Source organism: Xenorhabdus thailandensis (genome assembly GCF_037996785.1).
Lineage (GTDB): Bacteria > Pseudomonadota > Gammaproteobacteria > Enterobacterales > Enterobacteriaceae > Xenorhabdus > Xenorhabdus griffiniae.
Window position 1 is genome coordinate 219,490 of the sequence record NZ_JBBMXF010000012.1, and the last position, 18,881, is coordinate 238,370.

Below are 18,881 nucleotides of genomic sequence, written 5' to 3' on the forward strand. Positions count from 1 at the left end.
TGACAAGATAAAAAAGCGGAGTTTCAAGCAATGATGAGTCAATTAATAAATAAAAAAATAAAACGCCTTGAAATAATACTAAAAATAAGTGAAAGATGTAATATTAACTGTGATTATTGCTATGTATTCAATAAAGGAAATTCAGCAGCTGATGATAGCCCCGCTAGAATATCTGATGAAAATATTAATCATTTAGTTAATTTCTTTCAGAGAGCAAGTCGAGAATATGATATTGATACTCTGCAAATTGCTTTTCATGGAGGAGAACCTCTTATGATGAAGAAACAACAATTTTCCAGTATGTGTGATCGCTTAATCTCTGGTAATTACTTTGGCCTTAAAATGCAATTTGCATTACAGACTAACGGCATTCTCGTGGATGATGAATGGATAGACATATTTGAAAAATACTCTGTAAATGTGAGTGTTTCTATTGATGGACCAAAACATATTAATGATCGTCATCGCTTAGATAGAAAAGGGCGCAGTACTTACGAAGGGACTGTTCGTGGTCTCCATATGCTACAAAATGCCTATAAAGAAGGTCGGCTTCCGTCATCTCCGAGTATTTTAAGTGTGGCTAATGCCAAAGCAAACGGCGCAGAAATATATAGGCACTTTGTTGATAATCTAGGCGTATATAACTTTGATTTTCTTTTGCCTGATGATTGTTACAAAGATACCCACACTGATCCAGTTGGAGTTGGGCGCTTTCTAAATGAGGCGTTAGATGAATGGGTAAATGATAATAATCCAAAAATTTTTGTACGCCTTTTTGGTGCTCATATGGCTAATCTTCTTGGTGCAGAAAATATTGGATTTTTAGGACATAATTCAAATCTTACAGGAATGTATGCTTTTACTATCGGCTCAGGTGGATTTATCCGTGTAGATGATACCCTTAGATCAACATCTGACAAGATTTTTGATATCATTGGCCATATTTCTGAGATCGGTTTATCAGACATATTTAATAGTCCACAATTTCAGGAATATATATCTATAGGACAATCTTTACCTACTGAATGCAAAAATTGTATTTGGGAAAATATTTGTGCAGGTGGAAGTACAGGGCAAGAGCGTGAATGCTCACTTCTTGCCCAACACCGTAAATCCTGCGACTAATACCTTGTCCAGATAGTTAATATCCATGCTCGCAAGCCGTTGTTTTCGGCGAATACTCGCTTTTTTGGTTGTTTCTGCCCGCAACATATTGACACTGATATGACGCATACATCCCAATATTTCAGCCGATTCTCCCCGATGGATAAGGCAAGCATCTTCTCCCATAGTGACATCAAGAACCCAATGTAATCGTGTTTCGATCCCCCAATGGCTCCTGACAGCGGTCGCAAATTTATCCGTGTTTAGCTCCGCTGAACTGATGTAATAACGATAATCGAGCGACTCTTTTCCTTTATTATTAATTCGATACCCGATTGCTACGCCGATGCTTTTTAAGTTTTTCCATTCAGGAAATGGTTGAGATAACGCTTGTGCAGACAATACATGATATTCACGCGCTTCTATACGACCATGCCCTTGTTCTATCGTGATATTTTCGGCATGACTCACTGCTGAGACTTGCGCAGACAACGCCTTCTTGACGGCGTGATACAGCGTTTCCTGATTGCCTTTCACCGCCAGAAGATAGTCACCTTCTTGCTGCACAATTTGTTCCGCAATCTTCGTTTGACATCCCATCGCATCAATCGTTATCAGGCAGCCTTTGATATCCAGCAAACGGAGTAATTTAGGGATCGCAGTGATTTCATTGGACTTTTTGTCTGTCTTCAATTGCCCCATCACAACGCCATTCTGGGTGGCAAACGCACTTACATCGACTGCCGATCCTTGCCGTGATAAGTTCCCCGCAATGTTTTCCCGTCAATGGCGATAATTTCCCCTTCAGAACGTTCATTAATCCCTTGAACCCACTGGATAAAACAGTGCTGAAACTCAACAGGATTGAGACGAGAAATAAGTCGAGCGATAGAATCATGTCCCGGTATTCCATTCGGGAAAAGTGATTTTTTTTGATACCAGTCCAGATACGTTTCGCCGAAATCTTCAATATCTTCCCATCCTTCCGCGCCGGCGATGATGGATGTAATTGCCAGAAAAAGGATATCAAACAAAGGATAACTGATCTTAGACGACTGGCGAGGGTCTGTTAACGTACTGAAATATTGAGAAAAGGCATTGATGCTCATGAGAATACTTCCTAAAAAAAGAAGGATGAGATGATGTTTTTTCTTATCCGTCAACCCTAAATTTTGTTAACAAAAAATTCACGCTCTCACCCTGGGTGGAAGTATAGTTAATCGTTTCTCAAATGAAGATAGATTCAAGAGGAAGTCAATATATTGTTATTCAATGAGAAACCTTCTTAGCCGTATTTCAGCTCATCTTTTAAAAATGGGAATTGAAGAAGAGCGTATTATTAAAGCTATTGGCAGATAATTAAAAATTTTTATAATATTTTATTTAAATTTGAGGTGTATTTTAGATTGTCGAATAAAAAATCCATTTTCAGAATTGAAGCAATAGAACATAGAGCTAATAATTGGTTAGGAAATCCACAAGTTATTATGCCCGTAGGCACCTTAGTTTGGACAATAATAGCTATTATTATTATTTCCTGTCTTATCGCATTCATGATAATGGGTACCTACACACAAAAAATTCGTTTAACAGGAGAAGTTATTTATGATCCTGCGGTTGCTAGAATAGAAGCAACTGATAGTGGAACTATTGTTCGTAGTTTTTCAGTTGAAGGAAAAGAGGTTCGTGCTGGAGATGTTATTTTTATAGTTAACATGGAAACACAAACTGAATATGGAAATACAAATCACAAAATCACTTCTTCTCTAAAATCACAAAAAAGTGCCATTAAGCGAGAAATGGAAATTAAATTAGAAGCATACAATCAAGAAAGTAAATTCCTTGTTCAGAGTCTTAAGAATAAAGAAGATGAGATTCAAAAAGTAGATGATTTGATTTCAAAATCAACTGAACAAGTTTCATGGCTATTTAATAAATCTGAAATTTTCAATAAATTAGTTAGTAGAGGACTAGCGCTTGAGAAGGATCATGTAGAACGCCGTTCCGAGTATTACACTGCATCTATTCAGTTAGAGACTTATAAAAGAGAGAAAATTAAATTACAGAGTGAATCTATTGATATCAAAGCTAGATTATCAGCAATCCGTACTGAATTAGAAACATCACATGAAATGCTACGTAGGGATATTGAGCGGTTAGAACAGCATTTAGTATCTACGGAAGAACGTAGAGAACTTTATATAACGTCTCCGATTGACGGTAAATTGACTGGAGTTACTGGGTCAGTTGGGAAAAGAATTCGTTCTTCTCAAGAACTAGCAAGTGTTGTACCTATTTCTGGCAGTCCCAAAATAGAAATTTTTTCAACATCTGAGGTCATTGGAGAATTACGAGAGAAACAATCTGTAAAATTGCGATTTGATGCCTATCCATACCAGTGGTTTGGGCAATCTGATGGTATTGTTACTTCAATTTCTACGACAACAGTTGAAAATATTTTAGATGCAAAGGAAGATAATAAAAAAAGATATTTTCAAGTTAATATTAGCCCTAAAAACAATAATCTGATCTTAGCCGGAAAAACATATCCATTACGACCTGGAATGAAAGTAGAAACAGATGTTTTTATAAGAAAAAGAGCTATCTACGAATGGATTTTATTACCTTTAAAAAGAGTTCATATCGCAACCCAAGGTAATTCTGGAGATATTGAATGAGCATCACAATGAAAGGTTACTTTGAATCGATCCGGCACCGACTTCCAGTGGTGATGCAATCAGAAGCAACAGAATGTGGACTTGCTTGTGTTGCTATGATCGCAGGTTATTATGGTTTGAACATGGATATTCAAACAATTCGTAAACATTATCAAATATCTCTGAAAGGTATGAGTTTACGTGAAATCACTATATTATCTGACTGCCTTTCACTAGGCTCCAGTCCCGTTCGAGCAGACCTTGACTCTTTAAGTCAGGTGAAAATGCCTTGTATTTTACATTGGTCATTTAATCATTTTGTTGTGTTAAAGCAATTTTCACGCCGAGGAGCAATTATCCATGATCCAGCAAAAGGCGAGAGAAAAATTTCTGTTAATGAATTATCTAAAAAATTTACAGGTATTGCACTTGAACTCTGGCCAAATAAGGACTTTCAGAAACGCACAGAGAAGAAAACAATCCGCCTTATTGATATGTTTAAAAATGTATCCGGCTTATTTCGATCTTTAGTTCAGATAGTAGCTCTATCATTTTGTATTGAACTTCTTGCTATGGTAGTACCGATGGCGGCTCAATTCACTATAGATATTGCTTTGAGGTCTAGTGACATAGATCTCGTATCTGTGATTGTATGCGGGATTATCGGATTATTAATATTCAGAGCATTACTTAGTATCATACGATCTTGGTCAGTTATGTCAATTAAGTATACACTGGGTATTCAATGGAGTTCTGGGCTTTTTAGCCATATGATTCGACTTCCTACCTCATACTTTGAGAAGCGCCATATCGGTGATATAACCTCGCGTTTTAACTCTTTATCAGCAGTACAAGATACTTTTACTGCTGAGATGGTAGCTGCACTTCTGGATATTGTCGTGATAGTGGGACTCTTTTTTTTGATGTGGGTTTACAATACCTATCTTGCTATGGTGGTAGTTATCATATCTATTTTATATATTTCTCTAAAATTTTTTCTTTTTCGAGCCTATCGTTCAGCTAAGCTAGAAGCAATTACACATGGGGCCCATCAGCAGTCACATTTCCTTGAAACAGTACGAGGGATTACATGTGTTAAGATTTTTAATTTAGCAGAGCGCAGGCGATCAGACTGGCTAAATTTGGTTATTGATGAAGCCAATGCAAAAATATACCTTTTCAAAATTGATTTAATAACACAAACAGCAGCACAATTTTTAATTGGTCTCTCTACAGCATCTATATTGTGGTTAGGTGCTAAACTAATTGATGGGAATATTTTAACCACGGGTATGCTTTTTGCTTTCTTACTTTACTCCGATATGTTCGTCAATAGAACCATACGAGTAGTTGATTCAATAATTAAACTTCGTTTGGTCAATATGCATACTGAACGGCTATCAGAAGTAGCTTTAGCTGAACCTGAACATAATGAAATAGATACAGAAATATCTCACCCTGAAAAAATCACAGGAAACATTAAAATTAATGACCTATGCTATCGTTATGGAGACGGAGAACCTGCTATATTTGAAAATGTTTCTCTGTCTATCGAAGCTGGTGAAAGTATTGCCATAATCGGACCATCAGGTTGTGGTAAGTCAACATTTCTTAAGACAATTGGTGGACTAATGTTTCCAGAACGTGGATCAATTTACTTGGATGGAATAGATATTCGTAAATTGGGGCTTGAAACTTACCGTAGCCATATTGCTTGTGTTTTACAAGAAGATAGATTGTTTGCAGGATCTGTATTAGAAAATATTACGTCATTTGACGTTAAGCCCGATTATGAATGGGTATATGAATGCGGCCGCCTTGCTTCGATTCATACTGAAATAGAGGAAATGGCAATGAAGTATGAAACGTTGGTAGGTGATATGGGAAGTGCTTTATCAGGAGGACAACGACAGCGTATTTCTTTGGCTAGAGCATTATACAAACGCCCCAAGATATTATTTCTCGATGAAGCAACCAGTGCACTAGATATTGATAATGAAACAAAAATTAATGATGCAATACGAGATTTAAAAATAACCCGGATATTCGTAGCTCATAGACCTACAATGATTGCGATGGCAGATAGAGTTTTTGACTTAAGTATGAACAAAGAAAAGGATAGTAACGATGCATTTCTCACTAAATAAATATATCACGGTAGTTGCATTTATAGTCTTATCTTCGTTTGCTACAAGATCTATGGCTTTTAAGGAAGTTATGCATATAAATTTTCAGTTCGATAAAAAATCTTTACCAGTAGCCAACATTAATATTAACGGAGAAAACCAAACATTTATAATTGACACAGGTTCAACTACAGCTCTCCACTTATCTAAAAATGTTAGTTCGAAAATTTCTGGATTAGTTATAGAGCCTGAAAAATTTCGCTCTACTGATCTTGCAGGAAAGGTTTTTTTTAATGAAAAGTTCAAAATTCCACAGATTTCGATAAATGGTATGGTGTTTAATAATATTAAAGGTATATCTTTAACGCCCTGGGGGATGAGCTTAACTCAAAAGGATACAACTTCCACTTCAGATAATAGCCTTTCTACTTCAGATAATTATCTCCCAACCTCAATGGTGATTGGACTTGACTTATTCAAGGGGAAAGTTGTTCTTGTTGATTACAAAAACCAAAGATTATCAGTTTCTGATAATTTACAGGCATTGGGAATCAATACGGATGATAGTTGGAGCAAATTACCACTGATCCTTACTCAAGAAGGAGCTATTGTCAAAGTCACACAAAATGCTAAGAGCTACAACATGATATTAGATACAGCATCAACAATTTCAATTTTTTGGAAGAAAAGGATAAAATCTGTTCCAGTTAATATTCCCTGTCAAGCTGTGCTTGAAAGCATGAAAAATGAAGGATGCACTGCTTCGACATTTCAACTCGAAAATACAGGAGTGAAAAAAATCAAATTGAATTCAGTGCTGCTTGATGGAGATTTTAATCAACTAAATGCTGATGGAATAATAGGGAATAATTTCTTTAAAAAACACATAATACTAATTGATTTCGTTAGCAATCAATTGCTTATTAAAGAAATTTCATAAGAAGTAGGAATGCCAAAATGTAATGAAAATGAAATTATTACTATATTTTATTATATAATCTCATTAGATCTTTTTTATTTCGCCATAACTTCACAGTAAGTCAGGAGCTTTATGCTTCTGACTGACATTATGCACATAATTAATTGTTTTAATTAAAAATTTTGTCATTATTCCAATTTATTGATAGTGGTGAATGTTCAGATAACATCCAATCACTCGATCATGCATTTCAATGGATTTTGAAAAAGATAACGTTTTGCGGGTTAATCTTGCCAGATGTTGGCGAAGATTCAGATTGAGAGCAAAGAAAAAGGTAAACGCCTAATTAACCCCACATACCCGACGGATTAAGATTTTGTCATAGTGTGTTTTCTTTTATTGATAAGGTAATCCACCATGACACTGACTGAAAAACAGCAACACTGGGCGGCCGTCATTGACTCCCAGAAACAGAGCGGGCTGACGGTGGCTGCGTTTTGCCAGCACCATGAGATTAGGGGCTGTTGACGTTTTGAGTTCACCATTTACTCAACCCACATCGGTAACCATATAATGACAAACGCCAGTGCCAACATACTGGCGTAATTTCGCGCCAATTTATCGTATCTTGTCGCAATAGCTCGAAAATGTTTTATTCTGGCAAACGCATTTTCGACCAAATGCCGATAACAGTATAAAACTTCATCAATACTTTTATCGGGTTTTCGGCTATTTTTTCGATAGGGAATGACCGTTTTTGAACCTTGTTTTTCAACGAAATCTCTGAAAGTACCGCTATCGTAACCTTTATCCGCGATCACAAAATCGGATGCGGGTGAATGGGTGACCAAACTTTCTGCATGTACAATGTCGTGCGTTTGACCCCCTGACAGCTCAAAATGGACAGGCAAACCATAACTGTCTACGGCCAAATGAATTTTAGTCGAACGTCCACCTCGACTTTTACCGATGGCTTTATCTTCTGTTGAAGCTGCCCCTGAGCTATGTTGATGAGCGCGGATAATACTCCCATCAATGAATAACCATTCGGTGTCTGTATTTTCAGATAACAATTTGAATAATAATTCAAAAACACCTTTCTTTGACCAGGCGTTAAAGCGCTTAAAAAGCGTATTCCATTTGCCAAATTCATCGGGTAAATCCCGCCACGGACATCCCGTTCTCATTCGATAAAGGATCCCTTCGAAAGTCAGGTAATGCGCGTCTTTGTGGTAAATACATCCATGTTGTTGCATTAATACAGCTAGCGTATTCCATAAAGATTTTGATAACATTGTTCTTGGCATGATGAGCTGGGGTAATGGTTTTTTCGCGAAGACAATGATACCAGATCATCATGCTGTTCAAACTTCCCTCCACGAAACGTCAACACGCCCTAATCTGGCCACATTTTACTATTGGGTAAAAAAACTTCGGCAACAGCGCGCGCCTCAACGCCTGCATCCCGTTGTGGTTGAAGAACATGCGAATGCCGGGCACACCGTCATACTCTGCCTGCCCAACGGACTTCGGGCGGAGTTACCCGCCGGATTATCCTCTGCGCAGATCCGCCACTGGATTGAGGCGCTGCAATGATACCGGTTGGCACAATCTATCTGGTTTCCGGTCAGACCGACCTGCGAAAATCCATCGACGGGCTGGCGAGTGTAGTTGACGCACTGGGGCTGGATCCGCTCAGTGAAGCCGGGTTTATTTTCTGTAACCGTCATCGCGATAAACTCAAGATCCTGTTACGGGACACCAACGGCTTCTGGCTCTACTACCGCAGACTGGAAAAAGGCCGTTTTCAATGGCCAGCGCCCGGGGCGGACGGCACCGTACACATTACACGCCAGCAACTGAACTGGCTGTTGTCGGGGCTGGCACTCTTTCACCCCGTGCGCATCAGTCTCTGCGGGGATTAAAAGTGTGATCGATGACACTGATACTGAAGAGAGACTTGCACGATCAGGTTTGGCTGTCACACTCAGGTTTTCCTTCTGAGAGCCTGAATGATGACTGACCTGCCGGATGATATTGACCAACTGAAAGTGCTCGTTTGCCAACTTCAGGCAATTAATCAGGCGCAGGCTGAATCACTGGCTGAACTACGGAGCCAAATCCAACACCTGCTCGAACAGCTCAGCCTCAGCAACTCGAAACGCTTTGGCAAGCAGAGCGAAAAAGCCGACAAGGGCACTTTCAACGAAGCCGAACAACAGGCGAGCCTGCCTGAACCGGCGCAGGCGCATCACAGAAAAGGGCGTCAACCGTTGCCTGCAGGATTAGAGCGGGAAGTGCAGCGTCATACCCTGAATACACCGCACTGCGACTGTTGTGGTGAACCGCTGCATGCCTGTGGCACCGAAACGTCAGAAACCTTGAAAATCGTCCCGCAGAAAGTGAGCGTCATTCGTCACGAACGCACCCAATACACCTGTCGGCAGTGTGAAAAAACCGAAATCCGCAGCAAAATTATCACAGCCCCGCCCCCACCCAGCTTGTTGCCCCGGACGATCGCCAGCCCGGAGACGCAGGCGGCGATTGTCACCAAATATATCGATGCACTGCCGCTGTACCAGCAGGCTGATATTTTAGCACGTTCCGGTATTGAGATTAGCCGCAGCCGCAGCCGCAGCATACTGGCGAACTGGTGTGTGCAGCTAGGCCGCAAGGTGCATGTGCTGGTCGAACAGATGCGTACCGACTTGCTCAATGGACGCCTGATTTGTGCGGATGAAACGCCTGTTCAGGTGCTCCACGAAGCGGATCGCCCGGCGCAAAGCAAATCCTATATGTGGGTGTATCGCAGTGGCGAGTTTGCCGCTCACCCGGCGGTAATTTTCGACTACCAGCCAAGCAGAAGCGGGCTCTGTGTCGCCGACTTTTTAGGTGATTATGCCGGGTATCTGCTGACTGATGGCTACGCGGCTTACGATACGCTCAAGCAAGTCAGACAGGCGGGCTGCATGGCCCATGCCCGGCGCAAATTTACCGATGCCCAGAAAGTTCAGCCGGGCAGGGACTGGCGTTTATTGCCCGGCTGTACGCCATTGAACGGGAAGGGCGGTTACTCAGTCCCGATGAGCGACGGCGATTACGGCAGGAAAAAGCGGAGCCTGTTCTGAAAGACTTCCACGACTGGCTCACCGGGGCCAGCCGGACGGTGTTACCAAAAAGTACCATTGGTAAGGCGATAAGTTATACGCTGAACCCGTGGCCGAAACTGATTGTGTATCTGGAAGATGGTCATATCAGCATTGATAACAACGTAACGGAGCGGGATATCCGCCCGTTTACGACGGGGCGCAAAAATTGGTTATTTTCTACCTCTGCGGAGGGGGCTTTCGCGAGCGCGAACTTATACAGCCTGGTGATGACCTGCCGAGCCAATGATATTAATCCTTATTTTTACTTCCGGCATATTTTTACCGAACTTCCTAAACGCCCTTCCGATGCTCCTCTGAACGATCTGCTCCCGTGGAACGTGAGTATGGGCGATATCATGTAAAACGGACTGCTTAATTGGGCGCTTACAGAAAAAGCAAGAGATATTCGTTTGAGTCCGTGGGGTACTCGCTACGGATCGTGGGATGGCAGATGTCAACGGAGATAGAGACGACCCTGATCAGCCAGGCCTTAACGAAAGCGTATCACTTACGCCAGCCGTCAAAAGGCTGTGTTTTTCACAGTGATAGAGGCAGCCAATATACAAGCCAGCCATATCGGAATCTGCTCGACAGTTATGATATGAGAGCGAGTCAGGGGGATGTGGGGGCCTGTTGGGATAATGCAGTCGTTGAACGTTTCTTTGGCCGTTTATACCAATCTAACTTGAAGATGCAGGTTTTAAAATCTGAAAATTGTCAGTCAGTCGAGTCGTCAATTCTTTCGCTTTTTCTGGCAACGTGACATGAAAAAAATGACGAAGGGTTTCACGAAACGTTTTCGTATCCGGAAAATAAACATTGTTACGCACTTGCTCATTCATATATTTCCACAATCGCTCTATCGGATTGAGGTTTGGGCTGTAAGGCGGTAGGTAATGCAATTCAATATTAAGGACATACGCAATATCTTTCACCAACTCTGCTCGGTGGTAACCCGCACCATCCAGAATAATATGGATTTTTTGCGAAAGCGGGTAAGTTTCCCGGATCGCCCCGAAGAAATACGCGATATTTTCAGCATTGATGCTCGGATATTCACGGATCACCGTGTCTTCAATGCGTTGTAAATTGAGGGCACCCATGATGTTGAGTCGAGTACGACTGCCGGTAGTTTCGACGACTTTTACCTGATTTTTTCCGGCTTTCATCCAGCCATAGCTGAGCTTTGTGGACTGTGAAGGATGTACCGCATCAATAAATAGGATCGGCTCATTCTGGCCCGCTCCGTTTTTCAGAGATTGGTAGTCATCAATAAATTGTTGCTGTTTATCCGCATCGAATTTATGAGGCACTCCCTTGGGTTTTTTGTAGCTGAAACCCTGGCGGTGAAGCCATCTTGTCATACCAGCCACGCTGAAAGAAACCTGCCAACGTGCTCGGACATAGGCCACAATTTGGGCGGTGGTATGCATCAAATTTGCCGTCAAATAATCAATCAGAGCGGCGGTTTGTTCGGCAGAGAGATGGCTTTCAGAGCCGCCATTTTCCGGAGTGAGCTTTTCCTGTGCGATGAAATCTTTTAGGTGACGGCTTACCGTACTCTCGTGAATACGTAAGGCCTGTGTAATCATCTGAGCTGTCCAGCCCTCTGACGCCAAAAGAACAGCCTTGATGCGATCACAGACTCGACTGTCTCGAGTGGTATCATGCATCAATTCAAGGGCGCGTTTTTGTTCTGGTGTCAGATGAATTTTCATGGTTGCAAGCATGATCGGATTGGGATAAGAAATTAAGCATCTTCAATGACGATTGGTATAAAACATAATTGGCTCTTCAAAATTCATCATGAAAATCAGGCGGAGATGAAAAAAGATGTGCTGGATTATCTGCATTATTACAATTTAACGCGATTACACACGGCTAATAATGATTTAACTCCTGTGGAATATGAAATGGCCTTCGTAAAAATGTCCGATTTTTCTTGAGCAGAACAGACATCGTTGCCCGAATTTATCGGAATTCATGGTGAATAAAATGAAAGATGATAAATAACGAACGTATAAAAACCAAATCCACGAAAGTGAAATAAAATGTTGCCATTAACAATGGCGGAATAAAAAGTTAAAATCATTGCTACACTGGCGAAATATGCTGATTTTTTATAAAGGATTAACGCATTGTTTTGCTCATTTTATCCAGGGTGAGAGCGTGAATTTTTTGTTAACAAAATTTAGGGTTGACGGATAAGAAAAAACATCATCTCATCCTTCTTTTTTTAGGAAGTATTCTCATGAGCATCGATGCCTTTTCTCAATATTTCAGTACGTTAACAGACCCTCGCCAGTCGTCTAAGATCAGTTATCCTTTGTTTGATATCCTTTTTCTGGCAATTACATCCATCATCGCCGGCGCGGAAGGATGGGAAGATATTGAAGATTTCGGCGAAACGTATCTGGACTGGTATCAAAAAAAATCACTTTTCCCGAATGGAATACCGGGACATGATTCTATCGCTCGACTTATTTCTCGTCTCAATCCTGTTGAGTTTCAGCACTGTTTTATCCAGTGGGTTCAAGGGATTAATGAACGTTCTGAAGGGGAAATTATCGCCATTGACGGGAAAACATTGCGGGGAACTTATCACGGCAAGGATCGGCAGTCGATGCTCCACATGGTAAGTGCGTTTGCCACCCAGAATGGCGTTGTGATGGGGCAATTGAAGACAGACAAAAAGTCCAATGAAATCACTGCGATCCCTAAATTACTCCGTTTGCTGGATATCAAAGGCTGCCTGATAACGATTGATGCGATGGGATGTCAAACGAAGATTGCGGAACAAATTGTGCAGCAAGAAGGTGACTATCTTCTGGCGGTGAAAGGCAATCAGGAAACGCTGTATCACGCCGTCAAGAAGGCGTTGTCTGCGCAAGTCTCAGCAGTGAGTCATGCCGAAAATATCACGATAGAACAAGGGCATGGTCGTATAGAAGCGCGTGAATATCATGTATTGTCTGCACAAGCGTTATCCCAACCATTTCCTGAATGGAAAAACTTAAAAAGCATCGGCGTAGCAATCGGGTATCGAATTAATAATAAAGGAAAAGAGTCGCTCGATTATCGTTATTACATCAGTTCAGCGGAGCTAAACACGGATAAATTTGCGACCGCTGTCAGGAGCCACTGGGGGATCGAAACACGATTACACTGGGTTCTTGATGTCACTATGGGAGAAGATGCTTGCCTTATCCATCGGGGAGAATCGGCTGAAATATTGGGATGTATGCGTCATATCAGTGTCAATATGTTGCGGGTAGAAACAACCAAAAAAGTGAGTATTCGCCGAAAACAACGGTTTGCGAGCATGGATATTAACTATCTGGACAAGGTATTAGTCGCAGGATTTAAGGTATTGGGCAAGAAGTGAGCATTCACGCTCTTGCCCTGTCATTTTATCTTAAAGGGGAATGTATTTTTTATTAACAATATGATTTAATTGCAAAAATTTAAAATTCACTGCTTTAAAGAGCGTAATCATTTTCATTTTATGAAAATGATTACGAAAATTATTTTTGAAAGAATTAAATAGTGATTAACGCCATCATTAAATAAACTTCCATAACAAAAAATAGCGATTTCATTCAGGTTAAAATAGTGCTTAAATTTCCATTTTAACTCTGCGTGAATATTATATTAAGATGATTTTTAGGCAGGAAATATAAAATCTGTTTTTCTGTATTTGAACGCGTGATGTTTAAATTAACATCAAATATTCAGTTAAAAATAAAAGACAATATCAGATAAACGTTTGACGGTATCTGATGTTAACGTTAATATCACTTTTGTTTTCAGTGATCCCTCGCCTGTAAGGATCAGCGCTAAGCGGCGAACAAAAACTCCTGTAGCCTGAAAGGGAGTGCATGCAATGCGGTACATCTGCGCACTTTTGGAAGCAGATATCTTCGGACACTTACCCCTCCGTCTGAGGATGAAGGTCTCCCGGTGTGTTTACCACCGGCTATCCACATAACCGAGCAGGACATGCCCTGTCTTACGTTAAACGAGACCGTTTTAACCGGTACAGCATTCACCCACGTTTTGCCTTTATCACGATAAACGTCACGAAAATGGCGCGGCGTCACTTGTGTTGAAGCGCAGCGATAACCAAGTGACGCCGCCAGGCGACCAACGTCCAGAGCACGTCTGGTCAGCCTTTACGGTCGGTTTGAACCACGCATTACTCGATGTCACCCATTGTTACGGGCATTTTTCCGTTTCTCATTCACCTTTGTTCGTTTGTTTTTTAACCCAATGCCTGACAACAGGCTGATGCCGTAAAAAAGGAGAAATCACACCACGTCACGATAATGAGGCGTTCATCCTGATTGATCAGGCCCTGAACGGGGAGTATTCCACCGCCGTGCTGAGCACGTAGCGAACTCCTGCAAAAACTTACCCTAACCCTCGCTCTGCTACACATTGTCTGACGCACCACGGAACGGTGAACCTGAACCGACACGCAGGGATTTGTTTAAAAAATGAATAAAAACAAGGCAAATTAGCAGGAGAGACGGGCATGGCGCAGAAATCAGCACGTTCGAAAATTGAACGGTTCAGAAAAGAATTTATTACCCACGCCCGGAAAGCGGGCGGGAGTTTTGCCACGGTGGCCGATCGTGAGCGGATTGCCCGACAGTTTCTTAACTTTCTAAAAGATAATGGGATTAGTCTCCGGCAGATGGACAGCCTGAAAACTCAGCATATTGAGCGCTATATTGCTGAACGTAAAACCCGTCATATCAGTCACCGAACTTTGCAAAATGAGATGTCGGCACTGCGCATGATTCTAGCGCAGGCCGGAAAACACAAGCTGGCCTCCACCGACAATGCGCGTCTGAATAACCGGGCGCTAGGCATTGCGGGTAGCAGCCGTAAGGGAACGAAAATAGCACTGACTCCGGTAGAATTCAGAGAAATCTTTCAGCAGGTCGAACAAAAAGATCGGAGCGTGGCGGCTGTGATGCAACTGGCCTATGTGCTAGGACTGCGGACCAAAGAAGCGGTAGAAGCCTATAAGTCCTTAGCGACCTGGAAAAAAGCGCTGGAAAACGGACAGATGTCTGTGCGGGTGGTGTTTGGCACCAAAGGCGGGCGACCGAGGCAGACGACCATATTGGATCGGGCAGCGCTGCAACATGCCATTGCTTACGCCGAGCGAGAGCAGGTAGAGCGTGGTGGAAAACTGATTGATAAACCGTCGATCACGCAGGCTATAGACCGTTACCGATATATTGTCAGAAGCTCAGGACTGGCAGGTAAGAATGCCCCGCACAGTATGCGCTACCATTTTGCCCAGCAATCCGGTGAATATTACACAGCGCAGGGATTCAGTGAACGGGAAGCGCTGGCATTGGCATCAATGGATTTGGGGCACGGTGATGGACGTGGGCGCTATATCCGGCAGGTGTATTACCAGAAAGGTGAGACGGAATAACACTATTTTCCCTGATAAAAGGTAATTATCTGTATTAGTCTAGATTAATCGCTACCTTGTCTGACCGTCAGCTTCACGCCCTGAGGCATTCGACAATCTTTTTATTCTTTAAGCAAAGGCGAATTTCGATCTTTGAGTGCCAGTAAGTATTTTGCTTCGTTGTAACAGGTTCTGGTTTTCCAACAGCGATAAATTATCCTGATCCATTTAAATGCCAGTGCTCGGATCGCGGATTGATGTGATTTTCCTTTCTCACGTTACCCCTGATAATACTGTTTGGCCCAGTATGATGATTGCACTGTCTTGGCAGCCCATTCAACAAATGTCTGCCTGACGAACTTGGCACATTGCCACCGCCAGTGTACCCACGATTTCTGACCACTTCGCATGGTTACCGGTGCGATGCCTGCGTAATTTTGAATTTCTTTTGCACTGTTAAAGCGGTTACGGTTATCACTCAATGCTGCAAGCATTCGTGAGCCCATGCAGGGCCCCATACCGGGAAGTGATTTAAACAAGTCTGCATCTGGCATGGTATCGAACAACGCTTCGATTCGTTTGTTGTAGATTCGGATATTCGTAACCAATAAGCGCATACCCTAAATTACCTCACAGTATAACTCTCAGAGTATGAATGACTATATTGAGCCAATTGCGGACGTTACTCAAATCATGACGTGCTAATGCAACAAAATAATATGACGTGTATCTATTGTGACCTCGCAAGATAACCCGATCGCCATTGCTATCGGTTTATTGAAAACAATTTTGACCGGAAAACGTTGCACAATTTTTGTAAAGTTCCCAGTGGCGTTATCGGCGGGCAAAAGTGCGAACACAGAACCGGTCGCCGGCGCTAGGCTTTCAATGTGGCCTTTAAACACTTCACCGGGATAGCTATCGATAGTGATATCAACAGCTTGTCCTGGCTTCATCCTACCTCGCTGCGTTTCCTTAAAATTAGCTACAACCCACGGCTGCTGTTCGGGGACGATACTGGCGATAGTTTGCCCGGCTTGGGTAAACATACCAATCTGAAGATTACGGTTTCCTATCACGCCGGAAACAGGCGCAATAATTCGAGTATAAGTTAACTGTAGCTGTGCATCCGCCAAGCTGGCCTGCGCATGTTTTAGTTGCGCTTGAGCCTGTTCAATGGTGGTCTTCAGCACCGCCAGTTTAGTCTGCTGAGTCTCTAGGCTTGCCTGTGCTTCCTTTGCGTCGGCAACGGCGATTTTGTGCGCGCTGTCAGCTTTGTCTATATCGCCCTGAGCGACATAATGGCGTGTATTGAGCTGGTTGATGCGAATCAATTCTTGAGTGGCATATTTTTCTCTAGCTTTGGCTGAAGTAAGACGGCTGCTGTACTGGTTGATGATGCTTTCTTGCATCTTTGCATTAGCCTGCGCATTACTCAGCGCAGCCGTCGTTTTTGCGACATCAGCTTCTGCTTTCAGGATCGCGACTTTATAAGCACGATCGTCGAGAACAGCTAAAAGCTGCCCTTGTTTTACTTCATGGTTATCAGTGATATAAGACGTCATCACCTGGGAGCTAATGCGGGCGCTAATATTGGTGATATCGCTTTGGGTATAGGCATTATCGGTAGTCTGGATATAGCGCCAGTATAATAACCAGTATAGGAAACTACCCATAAGCGAAACCATAATGAGTGGAATAAAGATTTTTTTAACGTATTTCATTGGCTCACCGCATAAGATGTGTAACTGCCGGAAAAGCTGGAGATAACATTTTCTGGCTGATACAGATCAGCTTATCTTGACAATTTGTTTTCCAAAATGTCTGGCGTTAAAGAGATCGATAAAAGCTTGCGGAGCTTTTTCCAACCCATCAATTAACGTTTCCCGATATTTAAGTTTTCCTCCATGAAGCGCATTCAATAGCCACTTATCCGATTCCGGGTAATCCTTAAGCCATTCCGTTACCAGAAAAAAACGGTTGACAGGGGGATTTGGCAGAGAGGAGAAAAAATCAGCAAGGCTGGAAGCTGCAATACTGGATGATTGATCGTAATTAGCCGCATTGCCACAAACCGATACGCGGGCGCCGTCATTTAATAATTGTGCGACCAGCACCGAAATTCGGCCACCGACATTTTCGAAGTAAATATCGATGCCGTTCAGGCAAGCCTGGCGCAGTTGGTGTTTGAAATCGCTGTCTCGATAGTTAACGCAGAAGTCAAACCCAAGCTCATGAACGACATACCGGCATTTCTCTTCACTACCAGCGATACCTACTACCTGACACCCCGCCATTTTGCCAATCTGCCCTACGGTTGATCCCACTGCGCCAGAGGCCGCTGATACCACCAACGTTTCCCCTGCACGCGGTTTAGCGATACGTATCATGCCGAAATAGGCAGCACGTCCCGGTGTACCCACGGTATTCAGAAAAATGGTGTCGGACAGCTTGACCTGCGGCAAGGTGTAAACAATAAAATTACGCTCGTTGCTAATGTAGTACTGCTGCCAGCCTGAATATACGAAGACTTTGCTGCCCTCGTTAAAGTTCGGGTTGCGAGATGCTACCACAACGCCGACGGTTTCTCCGGCGATAACCTCGCCACAATGGATGGAGTTGACATAATCTGTACTGAGGTTCAGGCGCAGACGGATGTAGGGATCCAGCGATAACCACTGATTGGCGATAAGGAATTCGCTCGGCTCCAGATCTCTGACAGGCGTTATCTCCATGCGGAACTCACTGAGTTGTAAGAGGCCTCAGGGTGCCTAACCAGTACGATGGCTTTGTTTTCGTAATGTGTCATGATCTGCTTACCTTTAAACTAGTAGGTTATGGGTGATTCTCTCGGTGTCAGGCAAAAGCTCAAGACTGCTTCGTTTTTGCCTGCCAGCAATAACGTGGCCAGCGAACACTAAAAAATATCATCGCCAACGTTAGCGGCCAGCCAACCACTAGCAGGAATGTATTCAATAATGGGCTGTGTAAGTGATACAGCAGGTATACTAGGATCGCTTTGCACAGATAAACGATTATCCACGTCAGCGATATTTCTCGCCAGACGCGAAAATAGGCGGGTGAGCCGTATATGTTCAGTGTCCTAAGTTGTGGTCTTGCCTGTTCGGCTAAGGTCTGGATAACGGACTCACCGCGCAGCGAATAAAAAAGGAAAACCACCGCAACCGTTAATGCACCACTTAGCGACAGAAAAACATCTTCCCGTTGAACGGGCAGCCACGCGGGATGACGCAGGAATAAATAGTGGCATAGACCGGAAAGCAGGATCATCAGCACGATGGCCAGCGTCACCTGACGATTTTTGCTTTGCAGCGCGAGAAATGCGGCCCAAACCGCGCTGACCAGCAACGCCGTACCAATGCCAAATAAGTACAGCGCACCATAATAAAGTGCTAACGGAATGATGATGTTCAGTAACGCTGCACGAGAGCGCAGGTAATGCAGAAAAGTAAAAGGGGTATTCTGGCTCATTTT

The 18,881-nt window shown here is 42.7% G+C and carries 16 protein-coding genes and 5 pseudogenes; 13 read left to right on the plus strand and 8 right to left on the minus strand.

Going from position 1 to position 18,881, the window contains the following annotated elements; all coding sequences use genetic code 11:
• Window positions 1-30: 30 nt before the first annotated feature.
• Window positions 31-1,125, plus strand: a complete 1,095-nt coding sequence (gene xyeB / locus AAC853_RS11295; protein WP_340614623.1) for a cyclophane-forming radical SAM/SPASM peptide maturase XyeB — start codon at window positions 31-33, stop codon at window positions 1,123-1,125.
• Here the strand turns inward: xyeB and AAC853_RS11300 are convergent.
• A pseudogene (locus AAC853_RS11300) lies at window positions 1,090-2,213 on the minus strand (ISAs1 family transposase). The gene xyeB and the pseudogene AAC853_RS11300 overlap by 36 nt on opposite strands.
• A 297-nt stretch (window positions 2,214-2,510) precedes the next feature.
• Between AAC853_RS11300 and AAC853_RS11305 the strand changes: the two are divergent.
• The 3 genes from AAC853_RS11305 to AAC853_RS11315 are packed head-to-tail and all read left to right on the plus strand — an operon-like array spanning window position 2,511 to window position 6,827.
• Window positions 2,511-3,782: a beta-barrel domain-containing protein gene (locus AAC853_RS11305; protein WP_340614624.1), complete on the plus strand. Its 1,272-nt coding sequence runs from the start codon at window positions 2,511-2,513 to the stop codon at window positions 3,780-3,782.
• On the plus strand, window positions 3,779-5,908 hold the full coding sequence (locus tag AAC853_RS11310) for a peptidase domain-containing ABC transporter (protein WP_340614625.1): 2,130 nt from the start codon (window positions 3,779-3,781) through the stop codon (window positions 5,906-5,908). Before AAC853_RS11305 ends, AAC853_RS11310 begins: the two co-directional genes overlap by 4 nt.
• Window positions 5,889-6,827, plus strand: coding sequence for an aspartyl protease family protein (locus AAC853_RS11315; RefSeq protein WP_340614626.1), 939 nt, complete (start codon window positions 5,889-5,891; stop codon window positions 6,825-6,827). Before AAC853_RS11310 ends, AAC853_RS11315 begins: the two co-directional genes overlap by 20 nt.
• Before the next feature lie 177 nt (window positions 6,828-7,004).
• Here the strand turns inward: AAC853_RS11315 and AAC853_RS11320 are convergent.
• A pseudogene (locus AAC853_RS11320) lies at window positions 7,005-7,124 on the minus strand (IS1 family transposase); the annotation flags it as partial.
• Between the two features lie 99 nt (window positions 7,125-7,223).
• On the opposite strand from AAC853_RS11320, the gene tnpA (AAC853_RS17855) reads away from it, so the two are divergent.
• Window positions 7,224-7,334 (plus strand): IS66 family insertion sequence element accessory protein TnpA, encoded by a 111-nt coding sequence (gene tnpA, locus AAC853_RS17855; protein ID WP_422824207.1) that lies wholly within the window; start codon window positions 7,224-7,226, stop codon window positions 7,332-7,334.
• Between the two features lie 17 nt (window positions 7,335-7,351).
• Here the strand turns inward: tnpA (AAC853_RS17855) and AAC853_RS11325 are convergent, their stop codons facing one another.
• Entirely contained in the window at window positions 7,352-8,113 is a 762-nt protein-coding gene (locus tag AAC853_RS11325; protein WP_340614627.1) for an IS5 family transposase, read from the minus strand.
• 34 nt (window positions 8,114-8,147) lie between these two features.
• Between AAC853_RS11325 and tnpA (AAC853_RS11330) the strand changes: the two genes are divergently transcribed.
• From tnpA (AAC853_RS11330) to AAC853_RS11345, 4 genes and pseudogenes are all read left to right on the plus strand, one after another.
• Window positions 8,148-8,402 carry an IS66 family insertion sequence element accessory protein TnpA gene (tnpA, locus tag AAC853_RS11330; protein ID WP_340614628.1) on the plus strand — a complete coding sequence of 85 codons (255 nt, stop codon included), beginning with the start codon at window positions 8,148-8,150 and terminating at the stop codon, window positions 8,400-8,402.
• The gene (gene tnpB / locus AAC853_RS11335; protein WP_340614629.1) at window positions 8,399-8,731 is read left to right on the plus strand and encodes an IS66 family insertion sequence element accessory protein TnpB; all 333 of its coding nucleotides are present in this window, start codon (window positions 8,399-8,401) and stop codon (window positions 8,729-8,731) included. Before tnpA (AAC853_RS11330) ends, tnpB begins: the two co-directional genes overlap by 4 nt.
• Before the next feature lie 90 nt (window positions 8,732-8,821).
• Window positions 8,822-10,317: pseudogene (gene tnpC, locus AAC853_RS11340) on the plus strand (IS66 family transposase).
• 62 nt (window positions 10,318-10,379) lie between these two features.
• Window positions 10,380-10,628, plus strand: a pseudogene (locus tag AAC853_RS11345) (DDE-type integrase/transposase/recombinase); the annotation flags it as partial.
• 7 nt (window positions 10,629-10,635) lie between these two features.
• On the opposite strand, the gene AAC853_RS11350 reads toward AAC853_RS11345, so the two are convergent.
• Window positions 10,636-11,673, minus strand: coding sequence for an IS630 family transposase (locus AAC853_RS11350; RefSeq protein ID WP_340614630.1), 1,038 nt, complete (start codon window positions 11,671-11,673; stop codon window positions 10,636-10,638).
• A 45-nt stretch (window positions 11,674-11,718) separates the two neighbouring features.
• Between AAC853_RS11350 and AAC853_RS17860 the strand changes: the two genes are divergently transcribed.
• The 4 genes from AAC853_RS17860 to AAC853_RS11365 all read left to right on the plus strand — a co-directional run bounded on the left by AAC853_RS17860 (window position 11,719) and on the right by AAC853_RS11365 (window position 15,407).
• The gene (locus AAC853_RS17860; protein WP_422824208.1) at window positions 11,719-11,901 is read left to right on the plus strand and encodes an IS3 family transposase; all 183 of its coding nucleotides are present in this window, start codon (window positions 11,719-11,721) and stop codon (window positions 11,899-11,901) included.
• A 305-nt stretch (window positions 11,902-12,206) separates the two neighbouring features.
• Window positions 12,207-13,340 (plus strand): ISAs1 family transposase, encoded by a 1,134-nt coding sequence (locus AAC853_RS11355; RefSeq protein ID WP_340614631.1) that lies wholly within the window; start codon window positions 12,207-12,209, stop codon window positions 13,338-13,340.
• Between the two features lie 717 nt (window positions 13,341-14,057).
• A complete protein-coding gene (locus AAC853_RS11360) occupies window positions 14,058-14,243 on the plus strand; it encodes a hypothetical protein (RefSeq protein WP_340614632.1) in 186 nt (61 codons plus the stop codon).
• Window positions 14,244-14,489: 246 nt separating this feature from the next.
• Entirely contained in the window at window positions 14,490-15,407 is a 918-nt protein-coding gene (locus AAC853_RS11365; protein ID WP_340614633.1) for an integrase domain-containing protein, read from the plus strand.
• A 101-nt stretch (window positions 15,408-15,508) separates the two neighbouring features.
• On the opposite strand, the pseudogene AAC853_RS11370 reads toward AAC853_RS11365, so the two are convergent.
• The 4 genes and pseudogenes from AAC853_RS11370 to AAC853_RS11385 form a co-directional block, all read right to left on the minus strand.
• A pseudogene (locus AAC853_RS11370) lies at window positions 15,509-15,982 on the minus strand (transposase); the annotation flags it as partial.
• A 105-nt stretch (window positions 15,983-16,087) separates the two neighbouring features.
• On the minus strand, window positions 16,088-17,062 hold the full coding sequence (locus AAC853_RS11375; RefSeq protein ID WP_340614634.1) for an HlyD family secretion protein: 975 nt from the start codon (window positions 17,060-17,062) through the stop codon (window positions 16,088-16,090).
• A 114-nt stretch (window positions 17,063-17,176) separates the two neighbouring features.
• Complete coding sequence (locus AAC853_RS11380; protein ID WP_340614635.1) at window positions 17,177-18,121, minus strand: NADP-dependent oxidoreductase; 945 nt, start codon at window positions 18,119-18,121, stop codon at window positions 17,177-17,179.
• Window positions 18,122-18,254: 133 nt separating this feature from the next.
• Complete coding sequence (locus AAC853_RS11385; RefSeq protein ID WP_340614636.1) at window positions 18,255-18,878, minus strand: DUF3159 domain-containing protein; 624 nt, start codon at window positions 18,876-18,878, stop codon at window positions 18,255-18,257.
• Between the last annotated feature and the right edge of the window lie 3 nt (window positions 18,879-18,881).